The sequence below is a fragment of the Paraburkholderia sp. GAS42 genome (assembly GCF_050436565.1).
Classification (GTDB): Bacteria; Pseudomonadota; Gammaproteobacteria; order Burkholderiales; family Burkholderiaceae; genus Paraburkholderia.
Genome location: NZ_JBNDML010000009.1, coordinates 208,016 through 234,253, shown reverse-complemented (window position 1 = coordinate 234,253; position 26,238 = coordinate 208,016). Strand labels below are relative to the sequence as shown.

Below are 26,238 nucleotides of genomic sequence, written 5' to 3'. Positions count from 1 at the left end.
ATCGTTGCGGCGCTTTTTATAGATGTCAGGAGCAGGAAATGAGCAATGTGCCTCTTCAATTGAAACTGTCGAATCCGGCGCCGTTGGGTCTCGCAGGCTTTGCGTTGACAACGTGGCTGCTGAGTATGATCAACGTCGGATGGTTCTCCGGCGATTCGATGGGAATGGTCCTCGCCTGTGCACTGGCCTACGGTGGTACCGCGCAGGCGATCGCCGGGCTGATGGAACTGCCGCGCGGCAATACATTCGGCGCGACAGCGTTCCTGAGTTACGGAGCGTTCTGGTGGTCGTTTGCTCTGTTCGTGCTTTTTCTGCACGACAAGGTGCCCGCCGCGTTTGTCGGCTGGTATCTGTTCCTTTGGGGCGTGTTCACATTTTATATGTGGCTCGCGACGTTCCGTTCGCCGCGCGCATTGCAGTTCATTTTTCTGGCGCTCTGGATCACGTTCGTCCTGCTCGCCGCAGGGGAATGGACTGGCGGAGGTGTTTTGCGTATCGCTGGAGGCTACATGGGTCTCGTGACGGCGGCGCTGGCGTTCTATCTGTCGGCGGCGGATCTGCTTAACGAGGTCTATCAGCGCGCCGTCTTGCCGGTCGGTGACCCAAGAGTCTTCAGGCGTCATGCTGTTGTTCTTTGATCATGCGAGCCGTAAAGGCGGTTGGCATGTCGAAGGAAGTACATGCAGAACATGCAAGACCCGCACGGTGAGGTACAACGCGCCCGCAGTCTTCGTCTATGCGAGGGGACCGAGGATTACATCGATAGCGGCCTGGCCGGCGATCTCCGCAACAAGGTCGGCCCAGCGACGGGATAACTGGCCACCCCGGACCTTGATTCGCTCACCGAGCGCCGCTACGCCTTGCGGCCTGATGGGTCCTGTCGACCGCCAAAACGTCCCCGTCGCAAGCAATCCTTCATTGCATCGCGGACGTCCAGGTCGTTATCCAGAAACCCATTCATTCAATGACCGACAATCCGCTAGCATGCCTCGAAGCGCTGCCATTTGAAGGATTCGCTCATGACATGCACGACCAGGCCATCAACCGGAATTGACTCGACCGAGCCGCACCACGCGGCGGGATACGCCTGCTGCAGCTTCCCCGCGGCATACAAGGCCGCCCAGAGCTCGTGGGGTATCCGTGCTTTTCGCCGCAGCACTTCGCCGACGTACAGGCGTTTAAGATCGCATCCATACCGCACGAGTCCGCCGCTCGCCATGTAAGTTTCACGCATCGTCAGGCGGCGCAGCGGTTGCCCAGCCTCATGGCACTCGTCGCCAGCGGTTTGCTCCCAATGCTGATTTCGCGAAAACCACAGCACAGGCGTCCCGGTGGGTTCGACCCCGATGCCGCCTGGGATCAGCATCCCGCTTGAGGTGATGTGCTGAGCTTTTCGTCCCGTGGTGTAGTGCCATGCCAACATCGTTTGCTCCGATCGGAATTGCCAGCTACTGCCATTTTCCGTCTCCTGTTTTACTCTCGATGACCGATGCGTGATTCGTCACGCGACCTGCGCGCCCGAGTTCACGTCTTCCCTCACGCCGAAGCAAAGCGAAATTACAAGCTTATGCGACCCCGCATCAAGCGGCACGCGCACCCGTCCATCACCACATTCGACACTCGCGCCGTCGAGCACCGCACGCATCACACCGCGCTCGTCAGCGGATTCGACGCGGACCTCATACCGCGTCGAATGCATCGTCACTGTTGCTTCAAACCCCGGCCACTTGTCCGGAATACAAGGATCGATCACAAGAAAATCGCCCTCGCGACAAATCCCAAGAATGCCCTCGACACCCGCCCGGTACATCCATCCAGCGGATCCCGTGTACCAGGTCCAGCCACCGCGGCCGACATGCGGCGCCACGGAATAGACATCGGCGGCAACGACATAGGGCTCGACCTTGTAGCGCTCGACTTCCATCGGTGTGCGCGCATGATTGACCGGATTAAGCAGTGAAAACAGCGCGGCGGCCTTGTTGCCCTCACGCATTTTTGTGAACGCGAGGATCGCCCACATCGCCGCGTGGCTATACTGCCCGCCGTTTTCACGCAGCCCCGGCGGATAGCCCTTGATATAGCCTGGATCGTGCGACGTTTTATCGAACGGCGGCGTGAACAGCAAAGCCAGCCCGTCGTCGCGACGGATAAGGTGCTTTTCCAGCGACGTCATCGCCCGCGCCGCGCGCGCCGGCTCTGCCGCGCCTGACAGGACCGCCCACGACTGTGCGATTGAATCGATCTGACACTCGTCACAGTCTTTCGAGCCAAGCCACGTGCCGTCGTCAAACGTCGCGCGGCGATACCATTCGCCGTCCCATGCCTCACGCTCCAGCGCCTCGCGCATCGAGGCCGCATGAGCACGCCAGCGCGCAGCGCGCGCAACGGAAGCCGCATCGCGCGATTCAGCCAGGGGGGCGAACAATTCGATCGTCCGCAATAGCAGCCAGCCAAGCCAAACGCTTTCTCCCTTGCCGTGCGCGCCGACGCGGTTCATGCCGTCGTTCCAGTCGCCCGCGCCGATCAGAGGCAAGCCATGCTCGCCGGTCAGTTCAATACATTGATCCAGGCCGCGCGCGCAATGCTCGAACAGCGACGCTGATTCATCTGCGACCATCGGCTGGAAGAACGCGTCGTGCTCGCCGGGTCGCAGTGGCGGTCCATCGAGGAACGGCACGATCTCGTCGAGAATCGCGGCGTCGCCCGCGCAGCCGATGTACGTCGCCGTCGCGAACACGAGCCACACGCGGTCATCGGAAATCCGCGTGCGCACGCCTTGCCCCGACTGGGGCAACCACCAGTGCTGGAAATCGCCTTCGACGAACTGCCGCGCCGCGGTGCGCAGCAAATGCCGCCGTGTCTCGTCCGGCTGCGCATGCGTCAACGCCATGCCGTCCTGCAACTGATCACGGAACCCATACGCGCCGCTCGCCTGATAGAACGCCGAGCGTGCCCAGAGGCGGCACGCGAGCGTCTGATACAGCAGCCAGCCGTTTAGCATCAGATCCATCGCGCGGTCGGGGGTCTTCACCTGGACGGTGCCAAGCACGTTCAGCCACTGGTTCGTCACCTCGGCGAGGACCGTGTCGAGATCGGCCTTGCGATAGCGCTCGATCAACGCCCGCGCCTCTTCGACGCCAACGCATTGCCCGACGAACCACACCACTTCGACGATCTCATCCACGCCCAGCTCAATCACGCGCTGCAACGCCGCACATGGATCTAGACCCGCGCCGGTTGCGCCAGACAGCGGCGCGTTGCCGGTCAGCGCGGCGGGTGCCGCAGTCCGACCGTTGCGGCCGAGAAATTCGGTTCGATCCGCCGTCCACGCAGTCTGCTGGCCGCTCAGGTCGGCGAACCCGACGCGCCCCGCGAACCCCATGTTCCACGGATTGCGCGCCAGCATCGCGCCGGTAGCGGAGTCCATTTCCGTCACGATGAAGGGTCCCGATGCGCCGCGTGAGGTGCCAAGCACCCATTCCATCCACGTCGTCACGGACAGACGGCGCGGCGTACCGGACAGATTGCGCAACGTGAGGCGGGAAATCTTCAGCGGATCGGCGAGCGGCACGTATTGCAGCAAGTCGAGCGCGATGCCATTCGCCTCGTGTTCGAAGCGGCTGTAGCCATGCCCGTGACGCACGACATACGTCCCGCCGTCGCGGATCGGCGACGCGGTGGCGCCCCACACATCGCCAGTGACGTCGTCGCGCACATAGATGGCTTCGCCGGCTGGGTCTTCGACCGGATCGTTCGACCACGGCGTGAGTTGATTCTCGCGGCTGTTTTCGGCCCACGTGTAGCCGCTGCCTTCCGCCGCAACCTGAAAGCCGAAGCCGGGGTTCGCGATCACATTGATCCAAGGCGCGGGCGTCGTCGCGGCTGCCACGAGCACGGTCACGTATTCCTGGCCGTTTTTATCGAAACCGCCCAGGCCGTTGAAGAACTCGAGCTTCGACGGAACAGACGAAAGCTCGCGAGGCAGACGAGGCGGCGCGGGCCATGGCGACGACATCGGCGGCTTCTGCCGGCGTAGCGCCGACGGCTGGCCCTGCGACTGCGGTAACCGGGCGAGCTGGTCGGCGATTGAACCGCGACGCGCGAGCAACGCGACACGCGCGATCGATTGCAGCAGCGCACGCGCCTCCACGCTCATCAAATCGGCGCGCAGCGTAAAGACCGCCCCTTGCGCGAGTTCTTCGCCAAAACGCGGCCGCGACTGGCTGCTGCGCACGGCTGTTTCGATCGCACCCTGCAATTCCTGGATATACGACGAAGCGCGTTCGTTGATGATGACGAGATCGACGCCCAGCCGCTTCATCCGCCAGTACTCGTGTGCCCTCAATAACTGCCGGACTTGCGCGATGTCTTCGACGTCGTCGATACGCAGCAGCACGATCGGCAGGTCGCCGGAAATCGCGTGTGGCCAGAGTCCCGACTGCACGCCGGCCCCGCGAATGATGGTCTCCGACGGCGCCCTGAAACGCGCATCGGCGTAAATGACGGGCGCGGCGAGGCGCTGAAAATCCGCCGCCTCTTCGGCTTCGACATCGAGATGGCGCAACTGCACCTGAGCCTGCGTCCAGGCTAGCGTCTTGGCGCGATCGAACGCGTTGCGGTCATGGTGTTGGTCGACCAGATCGAGCAGCAGCGCTCGCGACTCGGCCACTACTGTCCAGAACGTCACGCGTGCGACCTTGCCCGGCGGCACCAGCACGCGATACCTGAGCGCAAAGACCGGATCGAGTACGGTCCCGGCGGTGTTGGTCAGCGGCTGATCGTTGAAGATCGCCGCCGCCGTGCCCGCGTTGCGCCCGCGCCCCAGAAAGCGCGCGCGATCCGATTCGTATTGCGGATCGGCGACGATCTCGCCGTCGACAACGGCGAAATGCGCAGCCCACAACTGCTTTTCGTCATGCGAACGCGGACGGCGCGTCGCCACCAGCGCGCCAAATTCTGCGAGGTGCTCGGTCTGGACAAACATCCGCGAAAAGGCTGGATGCGCATTGTCGGCGGCGGGCGTCGCGAGCACGATTTCGGCGTAGGAAGTCAGTTCAATCTCGCGCGCGCGGCGTCCGCTGTTCGCCAACGACACGCGGCGCACTTCGCTGTCTGCTTCGCCGGAAACCAGCACATCCATCGTTGTTGTCAACGAGCCGTCGCGGCGGATGAATTCCGCATGGTCCTCGCCGAACACAACCTCTTCGTACTCGGCTTCGCTGCCCACCGGCTGTGCGCCTGCCGACCACACGTGGCCGCTCTGCGTATCGCGCAGGAAGATAAAGGAGCCACAGTCGTCGCGGGTTGCGTCTTCGCGCCAGCGCGTCACCGCAATATCGCGCCAACGGCTGTAACCGCCGCCGGTTGCAGTCAGCATGACCGCGTAGCGTCCGTTCGACAACAGGTGTGTCACCGGAGCTGCGCCAGCCACAGCCGACGCGGCGAGGCGCCGTACGGTCGGTGGCACAACGCCGGCGACGGCTGCTGACGTGTTCACTTCCTCGGCACGGGGGTGCGCCACGGCGACATTGCGCGGCATGCGCTCCTGCAACAACAGTTCGCACGCCTGGATCATGGGTTCGCGATGGAAACGCGCACGCATCTGCGCGTCGAGCAACGTGTTCGCGATCGACACGATCGTCATGCCCTGGTGATGCGCCATGAAATTGCGCACGATCGCGACATCCTCGTCATCCGGCAGCCGCGAGCGGGTGAAATCGAGTGCTTCGTAGAAACCATAGCGGCCCAGCGCGCCCAGCGCGGCGAGTTGTGCGTAGTTCTCTCGCGCGGCCTGCGGGTCCACCATCGCGGCTAGCCCCGTCGCATACGGCGCGATCACGCGGTTCTCTGAAAGCCCTCGCTTGAGGCCGAGACCGGGCACGCCGAAATTCGAATACTGGTAGGTGAATTCGATGTCACGAGCGTTGTACGCCGACTCCGAAATGCCCCACGGAATGCCAAGCGAACGCCCATACGAGGCTTGCCGTTCCACCACCAGACGACTCGTCTGCTCGAGCAGGCTGCCGACCGGCGCGCGCATCACCAGCGACGGCATCAGGTATTCGAACATCGACCCCGACCATGAGATCAGCGCCGAGCCGTTACCGACCGGCGTCGCGGCGCGGCCGAGGCGGAACCAGTGGCGCGTCGTCACGTCACCTTTCGCGATGGCGAACAGGCTCGCGAGGCGCGCTTCGGACGCCAGCAGGTCGTAGCAGTTCAGGTCGAGGTTGTTGTCGGATTGCGAATAGCCGATCGATAGCAGCTTGCGTTCCGGATCGAGCAGGAACGCGAAGTCCATGTCGAGCGCCATCGCTCGCGACGAATCGGCGAGCGACTTCAAGCGTGCCCGCAGAAGATCTGGCGTCTCGGCGAGTTGCTGCCGGTCGCGGGCATGTTCGGCCACGCTTTTGCTCAACGCGTCGATCCAGAACATCGGATCGGCGGAACTGTCGTCGCCGTCGGCGGGCACGAGTTCACGCGTTGCCTTCGCAGCCTTTTCCGTCAGCCGCGTGAGCGACGGCGACAGCGCTTCGAGCGTCTGCGGGCCGTTCAACTGCGTGTTGATCTCTTCGAGAATCGCAACCAGCTGCCTGCCACGTTCACCGCCTGCGGCGGCCAGCGCGTCGATGGCTTCACGCGCGAGTTGCAGGTTGTCCATCATTCCGGACCGCGCAGCCGGTGCGAGCAATTCATGCGACCACTCTTCGCACGCGTTGGCGAGGACGATCAGATGACCGGCCAGATTGCCGCTATCGACCGACGAAACATACGCCGGCGCCAGCACCTGGAGATCGAGCGTCCCGTACCAGTTATAGAAATGCCCCTTGAAATGCTTGAGCTTGTGCATCGAAGCGAACGTTGCTTCGAGCCGTTCGACAGTTTCCGTCGTCCCGCCCCAGCCGAAATCGCGCGCGGCAATCGCCGACAGCAGATACAGCCCAAGGTTGGTCGGCGAGGTGCGGTGCGCGACGACCGGCTTCGGATCTTCCTGGAAGTTGTCGGGCGGCAGCATGTTTTCTACTGGCGTAACGAAGGTCTCGAAGAAACGCCACGTGCGTCGCGCGATGAGGCGAAGGCTGCGCGCGTCCAGGTCCGCCATCGCGAAACGCCGCGCGACGACGGTCGGCGAACGGCTCGACCACAGCGCGAGCGCCGGCGCGGCGAGCCATAACATCGCAAACGGCAGCACGAGCGCCCAGTGCGACGGTGCGAACGCGATGGCACCAGCCGGCAGTACGAGGCCGAGTGCGACACCGCCTGTCATCTGCCGATAAGAGCCGCGCAGATCGAGACGAGGGCTGCCCTTCGACTGCGCAGCGGTCGTCCATTCGAGCAGCCGGCGATGCGTCACGAACAGGCGCATCAGCGTCCGGACGATCGCATCGCCCATGCGCCACGCCTGGTCAGCGAGGAACGTGACCGACAGAGCTGTTTGCAAGGCGGCGAGCCGCAAGTCGGCGCCCAGCACGTCCAGATGATTGCGCAGATGGATGCCGCTGCGGCGCGGCAGGATCACGAACAGCGTCGGCAGGAAAGCGGGAATCGCGAGCGCGCCAAGCACCAGCAGCGCGCCTGCAATCCCGGCGCGGATCGGCATAAGCCAGCATAAGCTGAGCGCGGCGACCATCAAGGGTGCGAGCAGCGAACGGCGCAAATTGTCGAGCATCTTGAAGCGGCCGATCGACGGCATCGCGTGTCGCTCCCGGCCACGATGGCCGACGATCCACGGCAGCAATTGCCAGTCGCCACGCGTCCAGCGATGCTGCCGTTTGCCAATCACGTCGTAACGAGACGGTACTTCCTCGACCACCTCGACATCCGACGCCAGTCCGGCACGCGCAAAAATCCCTTCGAACAGATCGTGACTAAGCAGCGCGTTTTCGGGCACGCGTCCATGTAATGCCGCTTCAAACGCATCGACGTCGTAGATGCCCTTGCCGGTATACGACCCTTCGCCGAACAGGTCCTGATAGACATCGGACACGGCCGCCGCGTAAGGGTCCATCCCGCCGGGGCCGGAAAAGACGCGCTGATGCAGTGACCCTTCCTGGCCCACGGGCAGCGACGGGGTGACACGCGGTTGCAGAATCGCGTATCCGTTGACGACGCGTTGTTCGGCGTCGCTGAACGTCGGCCGGTTCAGCGGATGCGCCATCTTGCCGATTAGCCGCAGCGCGGCGTCTCGTGGCAGACGCGTATCGGCGTCGAGTGTGATGACGTAGCGCACGTCGGACGGCACCTGCGGCGCACGGCCGGCGATCGATATGAAGGTCGTATCCGTCGCACCGCGCAGCAGGCGGTTCAGTTCGTGCAGCTTGCCGCGCTTACGTTCCCAGCCCATCCATTTGTTCTCGCTCGCGTTGAACACGCGGCGGCGGTGTAGCAGCAGGAAGCGGCTGCCGCTCGGGCCTGGCTCGTAACGGCTGTTCAGTGCTTCGATGGCGTCGGAGGCCACGGCGAGCAGATGCGCATCGCCAGCCAGCACTTCCTGATCCGCATCGAGCCCGTCCACCAGCAACGCGAAAGACAGGTCGCCACCGGCTCCCGCGAGGTGATGCACCTCAAGACGTTCGACCTGCTCGCGCAGATCGGCAACGCTCGTCAGGAGCGTCGGCACGGCAACCAGCGTGCGCAACGACGACGGCACGCCGGCACTCAGTTCGAGACCCGGCAACGTGATTGCACCGAAACTCCATGTCACCGCGCGATTGATGAGGGCGGTCGCGACCTCGGTGAGGGGCAGGAATCCGCATACGGCAAACAGCGCGAGTACCCAGGCTTCGAGACCCCGCGGCGCTAGCGTCCACAGTGCCCACAACGCCAGCGCCAGTAACGTCGTGGCGACCCCCAGGATCATGCCGACGTACCCGCGGATGCCGAGGCGGACGTTGAACCTCGCGATCCGCAGACGCGGCGGCGGACGGAATCCGATCGCCTGCTCCAGTGCGAGGCGGCCTTCGGCAATCAGGTGATAGCCGGGGTCGCCGGCGCGTTCCGCATGCGCCGCATCGCCTGCCTCCAGCACCGCCGCCTGCGCCGATTCCAGCGCCAGCCCGGCGACTTCGAGTTCGGTGTAGGACGAGCCACGCGCCAGTTGCTCGATCGCGCTGCGATAAAGATTCCGTGTCGGAAAATCCATCGCGGCAAAGCTGCTGTCCGCGCGCAACCGGGCGTCGACAAGACTCACTCCCTCGAACAGTTCCGCCCAGTCGATGTCGGAAATCAGCCTCATGCTGGTGATCACATTGCGCACGGTGACGTTCGACGCGCCCTGCCGCTGCTGCGCGTGTTGCACGACTTCGTCGATGGATGCGCCCTGAAGCTTGAGCCGCTCTTCCAGCCAGCCAAGTGCCGGCGTGGTGCGCGGATCCTGGTCACGCAGCCGTTTCGCGAGCTGTGCGGCGAACAGCTCGGACAACAGGCCCGAGGAGCGCGTGGAAATGTCCGCTTCGAGCGCCGAGCGGGCCCTGCCCACTTCGAGCAGACGGTCGGTGAGTGCATCGGCGTCGGCGCGTGCGCTGCGGCCTGCGGTGATCTGGTCAGTCAGGCGTCGCAGGTTCTCGATAAGCACGATGCGCAACGTGATCGCCACGGCCCACAATTCGCCGATCGTCAGCGGCTGAACCCGCTGATACGCGCTGATGAAGCACCGCAGGATCTGCGGGTCGAAGTGACTGTCGGTATGCGCAACGAACGCCCACGCAAGACCAAATACGCGCGGATAGCCGGCGAACGGGCCGACGGCAAGCTTGGGCAACTGACGGTAGTAGCCGGGGGGCAAGTCGTCGCGAATCTCACGGATCTGTTGCTCGACGAGGTGATAGTTGTCGAGCAGCCATTCCGCGGCAGGCACCACGCCCCGGCCGTTCTCCAGTTCTTTGGCGCTCGCACGGTAGGCCGCTAGCAGGACTGCGGCATTATCGTTCAGTCTCGTGTGCAGCGATAAAACGGCAGGTGGTGTCTTCGTTACCGTTTGCGCGGCAGCGAGGCTCTCCGCGTGCTGCTCGAGCCGTTCGACGCCGAACAGTTCTTCGCGCACCGGCGCGATGTCAGTCCATGGCGGCGACGGCGAGCGATGTCCCGCGACATATCGAATGATCGCTTTCACAGGGCCACTTCCTGCGATGTCGGTGAGTTCGATGGGGTGGACCGGTCGCTGTGGCTTGTCGTGTTAGAGGCGCGCCTATCGTTCGGCACAGTTGTATCGGCGGACTGCTCATTGAGTTGGGACATGATCGGATCTTCCTTCGGGGAGGCCGGACCACGCGTGTCGCGTGGGTGCAAGCTTCCGGGCTGTGGCTTGATTCCACGGTGCGGATTGCCGGCGCATCGAAAAATTTTCGCCGGAACGATGCGCGTAGCGGGAATGCGTCAGTACACTCCCATGCACAATCCGTTAATGCCGTTTAGCGGCGCGCTGAAACGTCGGATGAACTTCGATCAGGCCGATGCGGCAATGACTGAGAGACAGGGCACCTGCGCAGCCCTGTAGACGCAGTTCCTGGCTGAGCACCCGGAAAGGATGAAGCAGAGAGGACACGGATCCGTGCCCCGGGTGCCTGCTATTTCTTTTTGGCCGGTGCGCTGGCCGCGGCGGTCTTCGGCGCAATCGCCGGGGACACGCCCACCGCAGGAGAGATCACCTTTTTGGGTTGTTTCGGCTTTTTGGCCTCGCGATTACCGCGCATCGTGCTCTTTGCCAATATGTTTCTCCTGATTTGCCGATCGCGAAAGCGACAGGCATATCGCGCAGTTTGGGCGCATCTGGTAACTCTGTCGCGATTTTTCTTTTAGATGTCCGTTGCGCGCCTTCCGGAGAATGCCAGCCAACGGGTCGCGGCGTGCTCGCAAACCCGTCAGCGGCGACCCCAGTCGAGATAGCATGCCCATTCCTGGCTGGCAGCAGTCAGGAAGGTTGGCGAAGAATGCATGGACAGAGTGCCGACCGCCGGCTCAGCCGCGACGAATATGGCGTATGCTGTTGTCGTACCGTTTCTTGTTCACGACGGACGTAGTTTGTTTACCCGATTTTCTGCATTCCAGAATATTTCCTTCTGCTCCAACCGGCCAACACGACTGGCGCAATGAATCGGGTTGTCCCCTGAACTGCTGCCTCGCCGGGGGCCCCATAGCATTACGTTTGAGATAACCATGCTTTTACGCATACAAAGCCATGTGGTGAGCCCGCCACCTGCTCTACGAATTCCGCATCGCAGTTTTGATGGGGAAGCCCGCGATCGCCTGATTGTCTGGATTCGCCGGCGCATGGACGAATATGGAATAAGCCCCGAGAATCTTGCCGCTGCGATCGAAGCGGATAAACCGCTGACGCCCCGTTATCGAGACCACAAAGGCAACGAATGGAACGGTGAGGGCGATATGCCGGACTGGCTTAAACATGTCCAGCAGCTTGGTGTAGATGTCGATTTCTTTGCTGTCCGGCAACAGGATGCCACTCCAGGAGTTTGTTCGCCGGGCGACGCGGGAATGTCGATGTTCTTCGGTGCTCGATGACAACTGGCTGCGGGTTGCCACGCATGCACGACGCCATCGGGTGCAAACGCCCCGTCTAAACCTGGCGACCAGGTCGACCGGACTCAGGGGAACTCGCAATGAGTTCGCCGCCTCCGTCTCGCTGCTCATCAGTAGCTACCTGGTGCTGCTTACCGGGAGCGGGCCGTGCCCGTCCACTGTAATCATCCGGTGCCCGTGGCGGGAGCGAACGCTCAAGAATTTCGTCTACGTGTCGCTATCGGGTGGATCTCGCTGTGCAATTTTTTCGAAAGCTGCCATTCGATACAGGGAGTTTCTGTGACATCCCGAATGGCGGCTTCATGCCCTGAGTGAGGTTGACCCGCTTCGACGGACAGATTTGCAGTTGCGATCGATGTGCGGTTTAGCCTCCATTGAGCGATGAGTCGCGGGTTGTCCACGGGCGGGCGGCGGGTCGCCTATTACGACCATGACGCCGCCCGACGGTGGACAACCCGCATGTTGGAGCGATTTGCTTTTTTATGTGCGACTCTTCGAATTCGAGCGGTGAACGGTAGCCGATGCTGCTATGTAAGCGTCGCACGTTGTACCAGCCCTCGAGGAACCAGAACAGACGGCGTCGGGCCTGTTCGTGGGTGTCGAAGTGTTCGCGCGCGAGCAACTCCGATTCGAGTGTGCCGAAGAACGATTCGCACATGGCGTTGGAGTCCGCAGACAACTGCGCCCGTGAGTGACGCTGGAAGCCGACGTTTTCAGGTAACTCATCCGTACCATCCCCTTCATTTGCAAGAATTCGAACTGGTCCTTCACGCCCAGAACTGGCATGAGGACAGGGTTTGGTTTCACGACGCGAATGACCGACTGCGGGCGCTGCCCGCCAACTGGACGAGCGTCGTCGGCGAGGACCCATTCAACGTGGTCGCTGGCGGGCGCGCCTTGTTTCGCGTGGAAGAGCTGCTTGAACTGGGGCATTTGATCGCCACGCTGGAGCCGGGGTCCACTCGTTTTCAGTGCAATAAGTGACGGTACGCAAAGCCAGTAAGGACGCGGAGGGCAGGTAGTAAACCATTGATTCTGTTGACATTGCTGTTCGCTTTTTTGCGACGTATCGTGAACGTCCCACCGACGGAGGCGCGCGATGCAAGGCTGGCAGACGACGTACCAGGGCATGCGCGAGCTGCCGCGCGAGCTCAGCCCCTTCGAGTTGCAGGTCTTCTTTACCTTCAGCCCGGCCGAGCGCGAACTGATCGCAGCGCGGCGCGGCAACCGGCTGAAGCTTGGCCTGGCGCTGCACATCGGTTTCCTGCGCATGAGCGGGCGTTTGCTCGACGCCTTTCGCGTCATCCCATCGGTGCTGTGGCGCCACCTCAGCACTGAGCTCGGCATCGACGCCCCGGAACTCGCCTCCCTGCGCGCGATGTATGGCCGCGGCCGCACACTGTTCGATCACCAGCAAGTTGCCTGCGAGTCCCTTGGATTCCGATGGATGAGCGAGCATCAGCGCCGCGCCCTGGTGCGAGAACTGCGCGACGAGGTAGCCCGATGCGCCGACCGCGAACAGTTGCTCGTACGTGCCCGGCAATGGTTGTACGAACACAGGCTGCTGATCGTCCACGACCGGGCCATCCGCACTCTGATCGCCGCCGCGCTTGCGCAACTCGAGGCCGAGACCGGCGCAATGATTCGCTCCGTGGTTAAGCCGGGGACCCTTGATCGCTGGCGCCGCGCGATTGCCGAGCCTCGTGCTGACGGCCAGACCCAGCAGAGCTGGCTGTGGGCGACACCCGCCAAGCACTCAACACGACAGATCACTGAGGTGCTCGAACGCATCGAATTGCTCTACGGCCTGGAGGTTCACAAGCACCTGGGCGACCTTCCGGACCTCATCCTGCGCCGCTACGCCCGACGGCTGGCCTCCAGACCACCGTCGGCAGGGGCCAAGATCAAAGAACCGGCACGCACGGTAGAGGTTGCCTGCTTCCTGCGCTACTCTCTGCTAACCGCTACCGACCAGTTGATCCTGATGCTGCAGCGGCGCGTGGCAGATCTCTGGCGACACGCAGCCGATGGCGTCAGCAACACCGTCAACTGGGCCGATCTGTACCAGACGCTCCTCGACGAGCTGGCGGGTCTGAGTGCCGAAGGGGCCGTGCCGGAGGCCGAACTGCGCGCCCGACTCGACGCCTTGGTTACCGCCAATCGGCAGCGTCGCCCACCCAGCCGCGCATCTCTTGTGCGTGAGCGTCTGATCGAAGCCATTCGCCCAGTGAGATCGCTGCTGGTGGCAATCACCAAGCTGCCATGGCAGGCCACCGGGGAGCATCCCGTCACGGCCGCGCTAGCCCAGTTGTGCGGCCTGTACGACCGCGGTGTCAGGAAGCTGCCTGACGATGGCACTGCACCTCGCCTTGGGTCAGTTTGGCGCGACGCCATCTCGGGCTACGACCGGGAACGAGCGTTCCGCGCCTTGGAGGTAGCCGCGCTTTTCGCGCTGCGCCGCTCGGTGCGCAACGGCTCGGTGTGGATCGAACACAGCCTGAGCTTCCGTGGCCGAGAGCGTCTATTCTTGCCTGCCGAGCGATGGAAGACCGAGGCGACGCGGCACTATGCACGTCTGTCGCTGCCGGCCAAGCCGGCCGAGTTCCTTGAACCGCTGTTGGCGCGCGTACGGTCCAGCGTGGAGGCGGTGGCAGAGGCTGCCAGGTCCGGCGTGCTGCGCGTCGACGACGACCTCCACCTCTCGCCGCTGCCGGCAGATGACGACGATCCCGAGGTCACCAAGCTTCGCGCCAAGCTCGACCACCGCATCGGGGAAGTGCAGTTTCCCGAAGTGATCCTGGCCGTCGATGCACAGGTTCGTTTCAGCTGGATCATGCTCGGGCGCGAACCGCACTCGGCCGACGAACTGTTGATGGTCTATGCCGGCATCCTCGCTCACGGCACCAGCCTGACGGCCGCCGAATGCGGGCGCATGATTCCGCAACTGTCGGCCGCGAGCATCCGTCAGGCTATGCGCTGGGCTGGCGATGAGCGACGATTGGCCCAAGCTTGCCAGGCGGTGCTGGAGTTCATGCAACGTCACCCGATCGCCACGACGTGGGGACGCTCGGACCTCGCCTCCTCGGACATGATGAGTATGGAGACCACCAGGCGCGTATGGCAGGCGCGGCTCGATCCTCGGCGCAACACGCCGTCGATCGGCATCTACTCCCACGTCCGCGATCGCTGGGGCATCTTCTACGCCCAACCTTTCGTGCTCAACGAACGCCAGGCCGGCGCGGCGATCGAGGGGGTCGTGCGGCAGGAGCGCATCGAGACCTCGCAACTGGCGGTCGACACTCACGGCTACACCGATTTCGCGATGGCGCTGGCCCGGCTGCTCGGATTCGACCTGTGCCCGCGCCTGAAGGATCTGAAACAGCGACAGCTCTATGTGCCGCACGGGATGGCGATCCCGGCAGAGATCGCTGCCGTGTGTGTGGCCAACGTCGACACGTCGCTTGTCGAGTCGCACTGGGACGCGCTGGTGCACTTGAGCGCCTCGGTGAGGAGCGGCCACGTCAGCGCAGTGGCGGCACTGGCTCGCTTCGGCTCCGCCGCCCGCGGCGATCCGATCTACGACGCCGGTGTACAACTCGGCAGATTGCTGCGAACGACCTTCCTGGCAGACTACTTCGTCAACACCGCGTTCCGACGCGAACTGCGGCGGGTGCTCAATCGCGGCGAGGCGGTCAACGCACTCAAGCGTGCGATCTACACCGGGCGAGTGGGTCCTGCGCAGGCCAAGCGCGTCGACGAGATGCAGGCGGTGGCCGACGCGCTGAGCTTGCTGGCCAACATCGTGATGGCCTGGAACACGGCGCAGATGCAGGCGCTCCTGGATCGCTGGGCCAATCGGCGGCAGGTCATCCCGGCAGAACTGATCGGCCGCATCGCGCCTACCCGGCTGGAAGGCATCAATCTGAGGGGCATCTTCCGCTTCCCCATTGAACGCTACGCCGGGCAAATCCTACCGTCACAACGTGAAGCGAAAACAAGCGCCGTCGGCTGATATCGCCGACGCATTGACGCCCCAAAACACGGTTTCCGATGTGAACAGAAACATCAACCTAATCAACGACGTACGGTTCGCTCCCAGCGCTGCTGCTGGCTCTGCGTACCGTCACTTATTGCACTGAAAACGAGTGGACCCCTGGTGGTGGCGGAAAGACATTTCAGGCTCCCTGCGCGATTGGCACGATGTCAGTGTGCGCCGACGATGGGGAGTCCAATCCGTTAAAAAGAAGCCAATTTTGGAGTTAATCCGTCGCCATCGAAAGAACGAAAAATTTGTTAAAAATGGGGCCGGGCCGCGTGCGGCTAGAAAAACTGGGCGGGCGGATATTTTGCGGGGCGCAACCTTACGCGGTTACGTGGGAATCGCCGAGCCGCATCGCACGTATGCGGGGTGCGACCGGCTCTTCAGCGGGTAGCGTCGCATGTCGACCGATAGGCGCATCTAAAGCTCGGGACTGCCCAGTACTTTATCCAGCTCTTCCAGGGTGTAGGGCTTGCGCAAAGCCTTCCAGCGGAACGGCAGCGCTGGAACATCAGGCATCTCGTTCCCCGAGGCGAAAATGACGCGCAGGGCTGGCCTTAACTGCACCGCGCTTTCAGCGAGTTCGATACCCGACATGCCAGGAATCGCGAGATCGGCGAGCAAGACGTCGAATCCCTCGTCCTCAAGCCAGCGCAGCGCCTCTGCCGGCGAGCCAGTTGTAGCCGAAGCATGTCCGAGCATTTTTACCAGTTCGCTCGTAGCTTCCAGCAACGCCGGATCGTCGTCGACCAGAAGAATCCGCAGACCTGTCGTGCCGGCGTTTGCTGCTGACAGCGTCGCGTCCTCGCTTTCACGGGTCGCGTGGGTGCCGCCCAGTATCTGGCGGATCTTGTAGGCGAGCTGTTCCCGGCTGTATGGCTTGCTCAACAGCTCGACGCCCGAGTCCAGCCGTCCACCGTGAATAACCGCATTCTGCGTATAGCCGGAAGTAAAGAGCACCTTCAGGCGCGGTAGAAGCTGCACCGCCTGGGCAGCCATGTCGGGACTGCGCGGGGACCCCGGCATGACGACGTCCGTAAAAAGCAGGTCAATATGGATGCCACTTCGAATCACGGTCAACGCCTGCTCTGCGCTGTCTGCCTTCAGCACGCTGTAACCAAGGCCGGACAGCGTATCGACAACGGTCGATTGCACCTTCAGGTCATCTTCCACTACGAGGATGGTCTCCGTTCCGCCTAGCAATCTGACACTCGGTCTCGCGGGAGGCTCGACTGCCGTTTCGGTGGACCGCGGCAGGTAGATCTTGACGGTGGTGCCATGCCCGATCTCGCTATAGATGCGGGTATGTCCGCCGCTCTGCTTGACGAAACCATAGGCCATGCTCAAACCCAGTCCGGTTCCCGATCCTTCAGGTTTCGTCGTGAAGAATGGGTCGAACGCGCGCTCGAGCACGTCCGGCGGCATGCCAGTGCCAGTGTCGGTGACGGCGAGCATGACATACTGGCCTACCGGCACATCGGGCAGCCCGGCAATGTAGTGATCGTCGAGCATCGCATTGGCCAGTTCCATGGTCAGTTTTCCGCCATCCGGCATCGCATCGCGCGCGTTGATTGCCAGATTGAGGATGACGTTCTCCAGCTGATGAATGTCCACGATCGTGTTCCATAACCCACCGGCGACGACCGTCTCCACCTCAATGGTCTCGCCCAGCGCGCGCCGCAACAGATCATCCATGCCCCGTATCGCGGGCGCCAGGTTGATCACAACCGGTCGCAAGGGCTGCCGACGTCCAAAGGCGAGCAGTTGGGATGCTAATTTGGCGCCTCGCTCTACCGCGTCGATCGCCTTGTCGAGCCGCTCGCGGGTCCATCCGTCGCTGGCATGACGGTTTTCCAGCAGTTCCAGGTTACCCCGCAATACCTGCAATACATTGTTGAAATCGTGCGCGACGCCGCCTGTCAGCTTACCGATGGCCTCCATCTTCTGCGACTGGAACAATGCCGTTCTGGTCTCTTCGAGAGCCCGGTTCGCTTCCATCCGCTCGGTGATGTCACGGGTGATCTTCGCAAATCCAGCAAGCGTTCCATCCTCCTCGCGGATTGCGTCGATCACGACGTGCGCCCAGAAACGGCTGCCATCTTTCCTGACCCGCCATCCTTCCGCTTCAAATCGCCCGTCCCTTGCGGCAGCGGTCAGCCCGCGCTGTGGCAGTCCTGTTGCAGCGTCTTCCGGCGTGTAAAAGCGCGAAAAATGCGAACCGATGATTTCTTCGGCAGCGTAGCCTTTGATGCGCCGTGCGCCGGAGTTCCAGTTTGTGACCACGCCTTCCGGCGATAGCATGAAGATCGCATAGTCAGTTACTCCGTTCACCAGCACGCGGAAGCGTCGTTCGCTTTCCAGCACTGCGTCGTGCGCGGCCTTTTTCTCCGTGACATCGCGCACAATGTTCACATAACCGGCAACTTGCCCGCCCTCCGTATGCAATGCGGTAATCACGTCGCTGGCCCAAAACGTTGTGCCGTCCTTGCGGGTTCGCCAGCCTTCGGTGTCGTGGCGCCCTGTCCGTCGGGCGGTTTCGAGGCCGACCGCAGGCGCCGCTTTTTGGCGGTCATCCTCTGTGTAAAGGATGTCCAGCATCTGGCCGATGATCTCGTCCGGCTGGTATCCGTGGATAGCTATGCCGCCTGGATTCCAGGTCAGAATCCGGCCTTCCACCGAAATCGCACAAATTGAATAGTCCGCGACAGATGCCACCCACTTGTCCGTCCAGTTCTGGATCGTATCGCCTGGTTGCCGTTTGTTCGGCATATTCGACTCCCGATTTGACTGTCTTTGAGCTTTGCGTGGCCGCCCAACATATTACCCCGTCATTCGATGCAGTCAGGATGGGCGGCCCGCGCGTTCCTTTCGTCCGTGGCTCGGCCGGACGATTAAGCTCTTTTGCTCCGGCCAAGCCGACGGCAAGCTCAGCGCAAAGGTCTCTTCCGCAAGCGAGCGAATTCGGGAATCGCGGCGAAGGGAAGAAAGCGTTGACGATGCGTTGTCCACCTGTCCTGCGATGGTCAGCTGGGCTGCAACGAAAAGGAAATCGGCCATTCGGCGGTTTCCCGCAGATGTCTCGTTATGGCCGAGCCGGTCCGACACGGACCTCGATCAATCGCGGATCGAAGTCGATATACGAACGGCATATACCGACCCGATATAGGTAGTCCGTCCTCGCACCGAAAGCAATGTCCGTTTGCCGTGCCCCAGAAGCCAACCAGATGGCAACGCGCTACCCTTCAGTTGCTTGATAGTTCGATAATGTGCGGCTTCGGCGCGGCACGGGTGCTGACTGTCCGTCACCGCCGCGCGCTGACCAGCGTGCGGGCGATTCATGCATCGCGTATCAATGCGCTTGGTGCGTCGCCGGTTACGCCGTGGCCGCCTGGTGAGCGATTTGCGGCAGATCCAGCGACGACGCGCCGAATTCGCTCACACACGACTCGGCATAGCTGCTCGACTTCGCCTTGGCCCACGCGGCGCCGTTGCCGGTGAGCGTGTCGTAGTCGAGTTTCCTTCAAACGTCGAACGGCCGTTTGTTAGCTGGCCAGCGCCGGACGTAGCAGGTGGAGGCCCGACCCGCCGGGACGCTCGGACGCCCGTCCAGGCTGGCTGACGGACGATGACAAAGTGGATTACGAGTTGACGGAACCATCTGCGGGCGTGCCTTTCCTGGCCGCTCGCAGACGCTGAATTTGCTCCAGCACGATCCCGTGATCGTAGGGTTTTGATAGTGCGGGACCGTCATCGCATAATCTTGCGGCTTTTCCGACCGACCCGGCAACGCTTCCAGCCAGGATCACCCGAATGTCGGGGAACCGCTCGCGTATCCACTTCGCCAGCGCGAATCCGCTGCGCTCCTCGCCCCCAACGTCCGCAAGCACGATATCGATGGCTGAAGGCTTGTCGGCGAGTAGGGCCTGGGCCTCTACGCTGTCAACTGCCTCCATGACGAGGTATCCGCATTCGCGTAGATATTCCGCAAGCGGAGCGCGAACGAGTATGTCTGCATCAATAATCAGGATATGAGGTGTAGTCACGAAGACCCTTCCGGTGGTAGCAAGCCCAACACTGAAAAAAATAACGTCACCGTGTGCGGGATGCGATACGGTTTCGCGACGAACAATCCCGTCGGCAGGCCGGCGCCAAGCTGAATGTCGCCGGAAGTGAGAATGACGGGAATGCCAGGATGGTCTCTGGCAATCAACTCGGCCAGTTGTCGACCGTCTAGCACGCCGGGCATTTGTATATCGGAAAACACAAGGTCGACCTTTCCTCCGGCGCGGATATAGGCCAGGGCATCATCGGCGCAGCTCGCCTCAATCACGGCAAAGCCAACCGCACGCAGTTCTTCGGCCAAGGCCACGCGGACAAGGACGTCATCCTCGGCGACCAGGACGTGAGCCACGCCTCGCTGCGGCTGCGGTTGAGGCACCATCGATTCTCCCCGAGGAAAGCGCGATCACACCACACCGAGGTCGCAATTGTCGTTCCCGACCGGGGTTCCTCGATGCGTTCAAGCCGCTGGCAGCCGAACGCGCCCGGCGTGCGGCACGAAAGCCCGCCCCGTAGCGCAGCGACAAGACACGCCCGAACAGTGCAGCAGACAAGGGCAGGCGTCGAACAACCTATATGAACGTCCCCCAGATTGCACCGGTTTTTTCGTTCGTTCTGACTGACAGGATGGTTGCAGCTCTATATCCGGCCTTTTCTACAGCCTGACTGGCTGCTGGCCCCTATGAAATCCGCTGACTCGCACCTCATTCTTAACGCGAGCTCGAAGCTCTTGGTTATTCCCAGGTTTGGCGAGTCCCGGTCCGACGTGTGTTGTCATCACTTACGATTGCCAGCGCAACTTTGAGATTTCACTCCATAAAATCAAGTTCCTCCTTGAATTCAAGGATCAGGCGGTCAGACGAGGCGAGGTTTGACGCTCACGTAAGCGCGCTCATACGCGCGACCATGTGCCAGGATCGCCCAGATTGTTCGCGCCATCTTGTTCGCCAGTGCAACGGCCACAACGTTCGACGGGCGTCGGAGGCTGATTTGTTTGAGCCATTCGCTCGGCTCCTTCGCGTGGTGCAGCACACTGCGTGCCCCGTGGACCAATAGAGTGCGCAGATAGGTATCGCCGCGCTTGCTTATGCCCAACAATTGAACCTTTCCGCCCGTGCCCGTTTGGGCGGGAACGAGCCCGAGCCATGCCGCGAACTCACGCCCTGATCTGAACGACTTTGCATCTCCCATTGTCGCGACCGCCGCGGTCGCTGTCAGCAAGCCAACGCCCGGAATCTCTGCAATCGCCCTGCAGGCGTTGTTCTCTTTCATCCAGTTCAGCAAACGGCGTTCGATGTCGGCGATCTGCCGGTCCAGGTTCTCGAGATCGTGCCACTGCTCGCGCAGTGATTCGATCAGCATGGCCGGTAGCCGGTCGGCAAGCCTGGCCAGCACATGCGGGATCGCCTTGTCTAGCGCGGCGCGGCTCTTGCCCATTACTTCGCCGTATTCGGTCAGCAGACCACGCAGACTGTTGATCTGCATCGTGCGGAACTTGAGCTTCTGTTGCCGCATCCGGTGCAGCGCCAGTACCGCCTGCTGCGCCTCGGTCTTTACGGCAACGCTCTTGCTGGGCATCTGCGTGGCCATCCATATGGCACGCGCGTCCGCCGCATCATTCTTATTCCCGATGTTGAAGGCCTTGGCGAATTTAGCTGGCACCAGCTTCACCTGGTGTCCCATTTCAATCAACCGCCGCGCCCAGTGCTGTGAACCGCCGCATGCCTCCATCCCGATCAAGCACGGCGCGCGGTTCGCGAAGTGTTCGAGGAACGCTGCCCGCTTGATCGACCTGTTGACGACTTCACCGGTCCCTGGTTCGACCCAGTGCATCTGCATCACATTCTTCGCAATGTCTACGCCGACCGTCGTATAGCTCATCTCGGATCTCCGGTTTGCCGCGGGAAATCGTCATCATCTCCCAACGGGCCATCGCTAATACCGTCGGCCTGTGCGGATTCACTCCCTGCGTCATCCCACCGACGAGTGGGGGACGTTCATTCCATTCTTAACGTACTGAGCCGACCGTGTCAGACCGCGGTCGGCCAGGTGCGGCCAGCCAACGCACAAGTTGTGATGCCAGAAATCGTCACAAAAGCGGTCACTCGACGAACAAATTTATCCAAAAAACGGGAACAGTTTTATGCAAAACCTCGCACCCGTAGGGATATCTTGGGCGCTGCAACCGGCTGCCCGAATTGTGCAGGGATCTTTGGTGGAATTTCCGAATAGCAGGGGATCATCAAGGGGCGTACGGTAACAAGCTGGCCGAGTCTGCAAGACGATATCCGCAATGCAGGTGGCACGTGGGTTGACCAGGAAGTTGTTGAGGACGGCAATCTGATTACCAGTCGCAAGCCCGACGATATTCCGGTTTTTAGCAAAACGCTGATTGCGCAATTGTCGAAGCGTAAGGCTGCCGAGAAGCGACATTGACAAGACACACCGAAACGGTCTTGAAATGCTACGCCCTGCCGTCTTATCCCTTCGATGGATAGATTGACCAGGGAGAAAATGGGTGAAATTCCGGCATTCCCAGTGATGACGATTGCGCTTGGGTTTGGCGCAGCGTCGGTCAGCGCGGTCTATGCGCAGGCCAGCGACGCTCCCGCGAGCGACCCGCCAACGAGCACCACGCAGCTGTCGCCGACGGACCAGCAGTTCGTGCAGGACGCCTCGCAGTCCAACGGCACCGAGATCGCGGCAAGCAGAGTTGCGCTCAGGAATTCGAGCGATTCGCACGTCAAGAAATTCGTGCAGAAAATGATCGTCGACCATACGAAGCTCTCGCACGGCATGGCCGCTCTCGTCGCGAAGAGAGCGTTCACCATTACGCCATCCACCGATTCCGCGCTTGTGGGCAAGCTGCAGACGCTCAAAGGCCGCGAATCTGATCAGGCCTACGTGGAGCAGATCGGGGTGGAGACGCAGCAACGAGCGGTCGACCAGTCCCAGCAGGAGGGCCGGAGGGCACCGACTCGCAACTGAAGGCGGCGGCCACGCATGCGGTGCCGACCATCAGACATCACCTCGCGATGGCGCAGCAACGCGCCGATACAATGAAGGGTTCGTCATGGGCGCGATCCTGCCGCATCCGTTCGGCTCGCGCAGAAGCACTCGACCGGAACGGCGGAGAAGGCGTGGTGTTGCATAGCGGACTGGAACAGCGTTTGCGTCGCATCGGCATGCGAATTATGCGAGTTGCGCCGACCCGTTTATGAAACCCCGCTCACTATCACATCCATCGCCGGGCCAGCCGGAACTGGCGCCCGCAGTGCAGAGCCTTCGCGCGCTGAATTCGCTTGCCAGCGGCGTGGTTGTAATCGCTGCGCTTTACGTCGGGCGAGGCGTGCTGATTCCAATTACGCTGGCGGTGCTGCTCAGCTTCATCGTTGCACCGTTCGTCGGACTGCTGAGGCGCTTGCGTTTCGGCAAGTTGCCGTCGGTGATCGTCGCGGTGTTATGCGCGCTTTCCGCCCTGTCGGCGGTCGGCGTGCTGATCGGCGCGCAGGTTGCGCAACTGGCGGCGGATCTGCCGCAGTATCAGTGGACGGTCGAGCACAAGATCCGTGTCGTGCAGGAAGATACCCTCGGCCGCGCCGACACGCTGCTCGCGAGCGTATCGAATGCACTGAAGCGCTTCACGCCGCCGCCTGGCGACCCACACAGGAAGGACAACCCGGTTTCAGCCAGCAGCGGTACGCCGATGCCCGTCGAAGTGCACGAACCTACGCCGTCGCCGATTGAACTTGCGCAGCGCTATCTGTCACCGGTGGTTAGCCCGCTGGAAACAACGGGAATTGTGCTGGTGGTCGCGATCTTCATACTGCTGGAGCGCGAGCTGTTGCGCGACCGGATGATCCGGCTATTCGGTTCCGGCGATCTGCATCGAACGTCGACGGCGATCAGCGAAGCCGCTACCCGTCTGAGCCGCTATTTCCTGATGCAACTGGCAATCAATGCGAGCGTCGGTGTTTTCGTCGCAATCGGCCTTGCGATCATCGGGATGCCTGGCGCGCTGCTGTTCGGCGTAGTGACGGCGCTCCTGCGATTCGTGCCTTACGTCGGCGCGTGGATCGCAGCGCTGATAGCGATGGTCATGGCAGTCGCAGTCAATCCAGGGTGGTGGATGGCGGCCGGCACGGCAGGTCTCTTTGCAGTGACAGAGGGAATCTCGAGTCAGTTGATCGAGCCGTGGCTATACGGGCGCGGCAACGGACTCTCCCCCCTTGCGGTGGTCGTAGCGGCGATTTTCTGGAGCTGGCTGTGGGGGCCGGTGGGATTGGTGCTGTCGACGCCGCTGATGCTGTGCCTGGTGACGCTCGGCCGCCATGTCGAACGGCTCGAATTCCTTGATGTTCTGTTCGGCGATCGCCCCGGCCTGACGCCAGCCGAAAATCTTTATCAGAGACTACTGGCCAACGATCCGACGGAGGCATTGCAGCAGGCGACGGCACTGTTGAAGGAGTGTTCGCTGGCTGCGTACTACGACGACGCGGTACTGGCTGGTCTGCGGATCGCACACGCCGACGTCCGGCGCGGCGTAGTGCCGGTGGCCCAGATCAGGGTGGTGCGCTCGGCGACGCACAGGGTCATCGCCGGACCGACGGAAGTCGGCGACGTCACGATGATCGCGTCGGACGATGAACGGGCACGGCGGGTCTCCATACTGTGTATCGGCGGTCGCGGCAAGCTCGACGATCTGTTGACTGCAATCGCGGTGCAACTGCTGAACAAGCACGGTTTCGAGACATCTCAGGCAAGCTATGAGCGGTTTGCGGCAGGGCGTCTTGATGAAGCGCGGCTTGCGTCCTATCCACTGGTCTGCGTGATTTCGTTCGACGCCGGCGATTCTCCACCGTATCTGCGCAACCTGCTGCAGCGATTGAGCGAGGCGCGGGGTCCCCGTGAAGTGATTCTGGGTATGACGGCGGAGAGCGAATCCGTTAGCGGGGATCCACCTGTCGTGGTACGGGGACGCACGATCCGCGTCGTTGCGTCGTTTCAACACATGCTGCGAACCTGCGCACAGGCTGGGCAAATGCCGCGGCGGCAGGGGGAGCGCAACAATGCCATTTCAGAAACGGCCGCGTCAGCGGAGGAAACGCCTCGATTGTAAAGACTGCTTTCGGCGATGCAGTTCGTACCAGGGCGCGGATGCTGTCCGGGGATAGGTGCGCCGATCTATAACATTAGGTCATTCCACGCCGTTTTCGAGAATGACTTCGTTCTGAGCATCGACTCCGACCTCCTTGCTCGCGGCTCCTTGCGGCTCGCTTGCAAATCACAAAGGTGTATCGGGGTTACCGCAGCCGTTGTCCCATCCTCATGTTCCAACTTTTCATCCACGATTTTTCCCTGCTGCGATGGAGCGAGGCGGTTCGATTCCAACTTTCTCGTCCTTCGCGGGCTCCTGGTCGCTGGAGCCATGTGCACTGAGGCTTGTGGCAAGCAGGGCTGATAGCAGTCCTTCTGCGGGAATAGCGCGCATCTCGACCGTCGTCCGAAGCATGCGCCCGGAAACGTCGCAAGGCCGAGTCGCCGCGAGCGCCACTGATGACGACCTCTACTCGCGTGCAAGTTCTCTGTGGGGCACGCCACTTGCTCAACCCTTGGACCATTCAAACGAAAATATGGAGGTTCAAATGACCGAGTCGCATCAACCCACCGCCCCGGCAGCCGGGTCCTCGCCCGTCGCGTCCGACCCACCCAGTTCCGCCGGGTCATCTCAACAGGGCAACGGCTCTACAGCGAAGTCCAGCGGCAGCGACGGAGACCGAGCAACCGGCGCCGGCACGCTGTCCGACCTGAAGGACAAGATTGCTGGTGCACAGGATGTGGTCAAGGCGAAGTATCGTGTTGTCTCTGAATCGACCGACGATTACGTTCATGAGGCTCCGTGGAAAGCGGTCACGATGGCACTCATCGGCGGACTCATCATCGGAATGCTTGCTCGCCGCTAACGCGGATTTACCTCTATAGGAGAAAAAACATGGACCCGGTTTCGCATGGAATTATTTTCTGGCTGATTATCGGAGGCATCGCTGGCGCATTGGCGGGTCGTATCGTCGACGGCGGCGGCTTCGGCATTGTGGTCGACATCATCGTGGGAATTGTCGGAGCCTTCATAGGAGGTTGGCTTGGCGGGGCGCTGGGTCTGCACTTGGGAAGCGGCATAGTCGGCTCGCTTGTTACGGCGCTGCTTGGCGCGGTTATCCTGCTCGCTGTCCTGCGACTTTTCAGCCGAGGTCGGGCGCGGCCACTTTAAAGCATTCAATTCAGCCGAGGCGCGTTACGTTTCAATTTCGAGAATGCCTTTTCGCCGGTCCTCACCTTCTGGCTCCGCGCCCGGCTGCGCAGTCAGGGTACGCTGACCTCAATCCGCCAAGGCTTTGCTTCTTTCCTGCGTGGGATAGTCAGCAAGCATCGAATTCGCGACGGAATGGAGAACTGTTGGTAACCATCGACTGAGACTACGCTCGACGAAAGGATTTCCGACCGAAGTAATGTACCGGGTGGCGAGCTCACCGGCTATTCGCGCGCGTCTGGTCGCTGGAGCCACTCGCCTACGCCACCGCAGTGCGTCGCAGTGACGTAGGGACTAG

Annotated in this window: 16 protein-coding genes and 2 pseudogenes; 9 read left to right on the top strand and 9 right to left on the bottom strand. The window is 61.9% G+C overall.

Annotated elements, in window-relative coordinates:
- Positions 1 to 38: 38 nt before the first annotated feature.
- Positions 39 to 638 carry an acetate uptake transporter gene (locus P3T16_RS16015; RefSeq protein WP_429258959.1) on the top strand — a complete coding sequence of 200 codons (600 nt, stop codon included), beginning with the start codon at positions 39 to 41 and terminating at the stop codon, positions 636 to 638.
- 341 nt (positions 639 to 979) lie between these two features.
- Here P3T16_RS16015 and P3T16_RS16010 read toward each other — a convergent pair whose 3' ends face one another.
- The 3 genes from P3T16_RS16010 to P3T16_RS16000 all read right to left on the bottom strand — a co-directional run bounded on the left by P3T16_RS16010 (position 980) and on the right by P3T16_RS16000 (position 10,706).
- Positions 980 to 1,423, bottom strand: a complete 444-nt coding sequence (locus tag P3T16_RS16010; protein ID WP_429343002.1) for a hypothetical protein — start codon at positions 1,421 to 1,423, stop codon at positions 980 to 982.
- A 78-nt stretch (positions 1,424 to 1,501) separates the two neighbouring features.
- Positions 1,502 to 10,111: a GH36-type glycosyl hydrolase domain-containing protein gene (locus P3T16_RS16005; protein WP_429343001.1), complete on the bottom strand. Its 8,610-nt coding sequence runs from the start codon at positions 10,109 to 10,111 to the stop codon at positions 1,502 to 1,504.
- Between the two features lie 454 nt (positions 10,112 to 10,565).
- Entirely contained in the window at positions 10,566 to 10,706 is a 141-nt protein-coding gene (locus P3T16_RS16000) for a hypothetical protein (protein WP_429258956.1), read from the bottom strand.
- A gap of 448 nt (positions 10,707 to 11,154) precedes the next feature.
- Between P3T16_RS16000 and P3T16_RS15995 the strand changes: the two genes are divergently transcribed.
- Positions 11,155 to 11,517 (top strand): DNA-binding protein, encoded by a 363-nt coding sequence (locus tag P3T16_RS15995; protein ID WP_429343000.1) that lies wholly within the window; start codon positions 11,155 to 11,157, stop codon positions 11,515 to 11,517.
- 382 nt (positions 11,518 to 11,899) lie between these two features.
- Here the strand turns inward: P3T16_RS15995 and P3T16_RS15990 are convergent, their stop codons facing one another.
- Positions 11,900 to 12,214 (bottom strand): integrase core domain-containing protein, encoded by a 315-nt coding sequence (locus P3T16_RS15990; RefSeq protein ID WP_429342999.1) that lies wholly within the window; start codon positions 12,212 to 12,214, stop codon positions 11,900 to 11,902.
- Here P3T16_RS15990 and P3T16_RS15985 point away from each other — a divergent pair.
- Positions 12,169 to 12,519 carry a DUF5372 family protein gene (locus P3T16_RS15985; protein ID WP_429342998.1) on the top strand — a complete coding sequence of 117 codons (351 nt, stop codon included), beginning with the start codon at positions 12,169 to 12,171 and terminating at the stop codon, positions 12,517 to 12,519. The genes P3T16_RS15990 and P3T16_RS15985 overlap by 46 nt on opposite strands.
- A gap of 115 nt (positions 12,520 to 12,634) precedes the next feature.
- A complete protein-coding gene (locus P3T16_RS15980) occupies positions 12,635 to 15,547 on the top strand; it encodes a Tn3 family transposase (protein ID WP_429342997.1) in 2,913 nt (970 codons plus the stop codon).
- A 447-nt stretch (positions 15,548 to 15,994) separates the two neighbouring features.
- Here the strand turns inward: P3T16_RS15980 and P3T16_RS15975 are convergent, their stop codons facing one another.
- From P3T16_RS15975 to P3T16_RS15955, 5 genes are all read right to left on the bottom strand, one after another.
- Positions 15,995 to 18,343: a PAS domain S-box protein gene (locus tag P3T16_RS15975; protein ID WP_429342996.1), complete on the bottom strand. Its 2,349-nt coding sequence runs from the start codon at positions 18,341 to 18,343 to the stop codon at positions 15,995 to 15,997.
- Between the two features lie 72 nt (positions 18,344 to 18,415).
- Positions 18,416 to 18,631: a hypothetical protein gene (locus tag P3T16_RS15970; RefSeq protein WP_429342995.1), complete on the bottom strand. Its 216-nt coding sequence runs from the start codon at positions 18,629 to 18,631 to the stop codon at positions 18,416 to 18,418.
- Between the two features lie 581 nt (positions 18,632 to 19,212).
- Positions 19,213 to 19,617 (bottom strand): response regulator, encoded by a 405-nt coding sequence (locus tag P3T16_RS15965; protein WP_429342994.1) that lies wholly within the window; start codon positions 19,615 to 19,617, stop codon positions 19,213 to 19,215.
- Positions 19,614 to 20,015 (bottom strand): response regulator, encoded by a 402-nt coding sequence (locus P3T16_RS15960; protein ID WP_429342993.1) that lies wholly within the window; start codon positions 20,013 to 20,015, stop codon positions 19,614 to 19,616. The genes P3T16_RS15965 and P3T16_RS15960 overlap by 4 nt, the downstream gene beginning before the upstream one ends.
- 473 nt (positions 20,016 to 20,488) lie before the next feature.
- Positions 20,489 to 21,514, bottom strand: a complete 1,026-nt coding sequence (locus P3T16_RS15955; protein WP_429342992.1) for an IS110 family transposase — start codon at positions 21,512 to 21,514, stop codon at positions 20,489 to 20,491.
- A gap of 354 nt (positions 21,515 to 21,868) precedes the next feature.
- On the opposite strand from P3T16_RS15955, the pseudogene P3T16_RS15950 reads away from it, so the two are divergent.
- The 5 genes and pseudogenes from P3T16_RS15950 to P3T16_RS15930 form a co-directional block, all read left to right on the top strand.
- Positions 21,869 to 22,069 (top strand): annotated as a pseudogene (locus tag P3T16_RS15950) (DJ-1/PfpI family protein); the annotation flags it as partial.
- 105 nt (positions 22,070 to 22,174) lie between these two features.
- Positions 22,175 to 22,707 (top strand): annotated as a pseudogene (locus P3T16_RS15945) (DUF4142 domain-containing protein); the annotation flags it as partial.
- Positions 22,708 to 22,850: 143 nt separating this feature from the next.
- Positions 22,851 to 24,752: an AI-2E family transporter gene (locus tag P3T16_RS15940; protein ID WP_429342991.1), complete on the top strand. Its 1,902-nt coding sequence runs from the start codon at positions 22,851 to 22,853 to the stop codon at positions 24,750 to 24,752.
- A 526-nt stretch (positions 24,753 to 25,278) separates the two neighbouring features.
- Positions 25,279 to 25,596, top strand: coding sequence for a DUF883 family protein (locus P3T16_RS15935; RefSeq protein WP_429342990.1), 318 nt, complete (start codon positions 25,279 to 25,281; stop codon positions 25,594 to 25,596).
- 29 nt (positions 25,597 to 25,625) lie between these two features.
- A complete protein-coding gene (locus P3T16_RS15930; protein ID WP_097389047.1) occupies positions 25,626 to 25,901 on the top strand; it encodes a GlsB/YeaQ/YmgE family stress response membrane protein in 276 nt (91 codons plus the stop codon).
- Positions 25,902 to 26,238 lie beyond the last annotated feature (337 nt).

Bases quoted from the DNA above. Each gene is read 5' to 3' on its own strand.
- P3T16_RS16015 (WP_429258959.1), top strand. From the start codon at position 39: ATGAGCAATGTGCCTCTTCAATTGAAACTGTCGAATCCGGCGCCGTTG.
- P3T16_RS16010 (WP_429343002.1), bottom strand. From the start codon at position 1,423: ATGTTGGCATGGCACTACACCACGGGACGAAAAGCTCAGCACATCACC.
- P3T16_RS15995 (WP_429343000.1), top strand. From the start codon at position 11,155: ATGCTTTTACGCATACAAAGCCATGTGGTGAGCCCGCCACCTGCTCTA.
- P3T16_RS15980 (WP_429342997.1), top strand. From the start codon at position 12,635: ATGCAAGGCTGGCAGACGACGTACCAGGGCATGCGCGAGCTGCCGCGC.
- P3T16_RS15975 (WP_429342996.1), bottom strand. From the start codon at position 18,343: ATGCCGAACAAACGGCAACCAGGCGATACGATCCAGAACTGGACGGAC.
- P3T16_RS15970 (WP_429342995.1), bottom strand. From the start codon at position 18,631: ATGGCCGATTTCCTTTTCGTTGCAGCCCAGCTGACCATCGCAGGACAG.
- P3T16_RS15960 (WP_429342993.1), bottom strand. From the start codon at position 20,015: ATGGTGCCTCAACCGCAGCCGCAGCGAGGCGTGGCTCACGTCCTGGTC.
- P3T16_RS15955 (WP_429342992.1), bottom strand. From the start codon at position 21,514: ATGAGCTATACGACGGTCGGCGTAGACATTGCGAAGAATGTGATGCAG.
- P3T16_RS15940 (WP_429342991.1), top strand. From the start codon at position 22,851: ATGAAACCCCGCTCACTATCACATCCATCGCCGGGCCAGCCGGAACTG.
- P3T16_RS15935 (WP_429342990.1), top strand. From the start codon at position 25,279: ATGACCGAGTCGCATCAACCCACCGCCCCGGCAGCCGGGTCCTCGCCC.
- P3T16_RS15930 (WP_097389047.1), top strand. From the start codon at position 25,626: ATGGACCCGGTTTCGCATGGAATTATTTTCTGGCTGATTATCGGAGGC.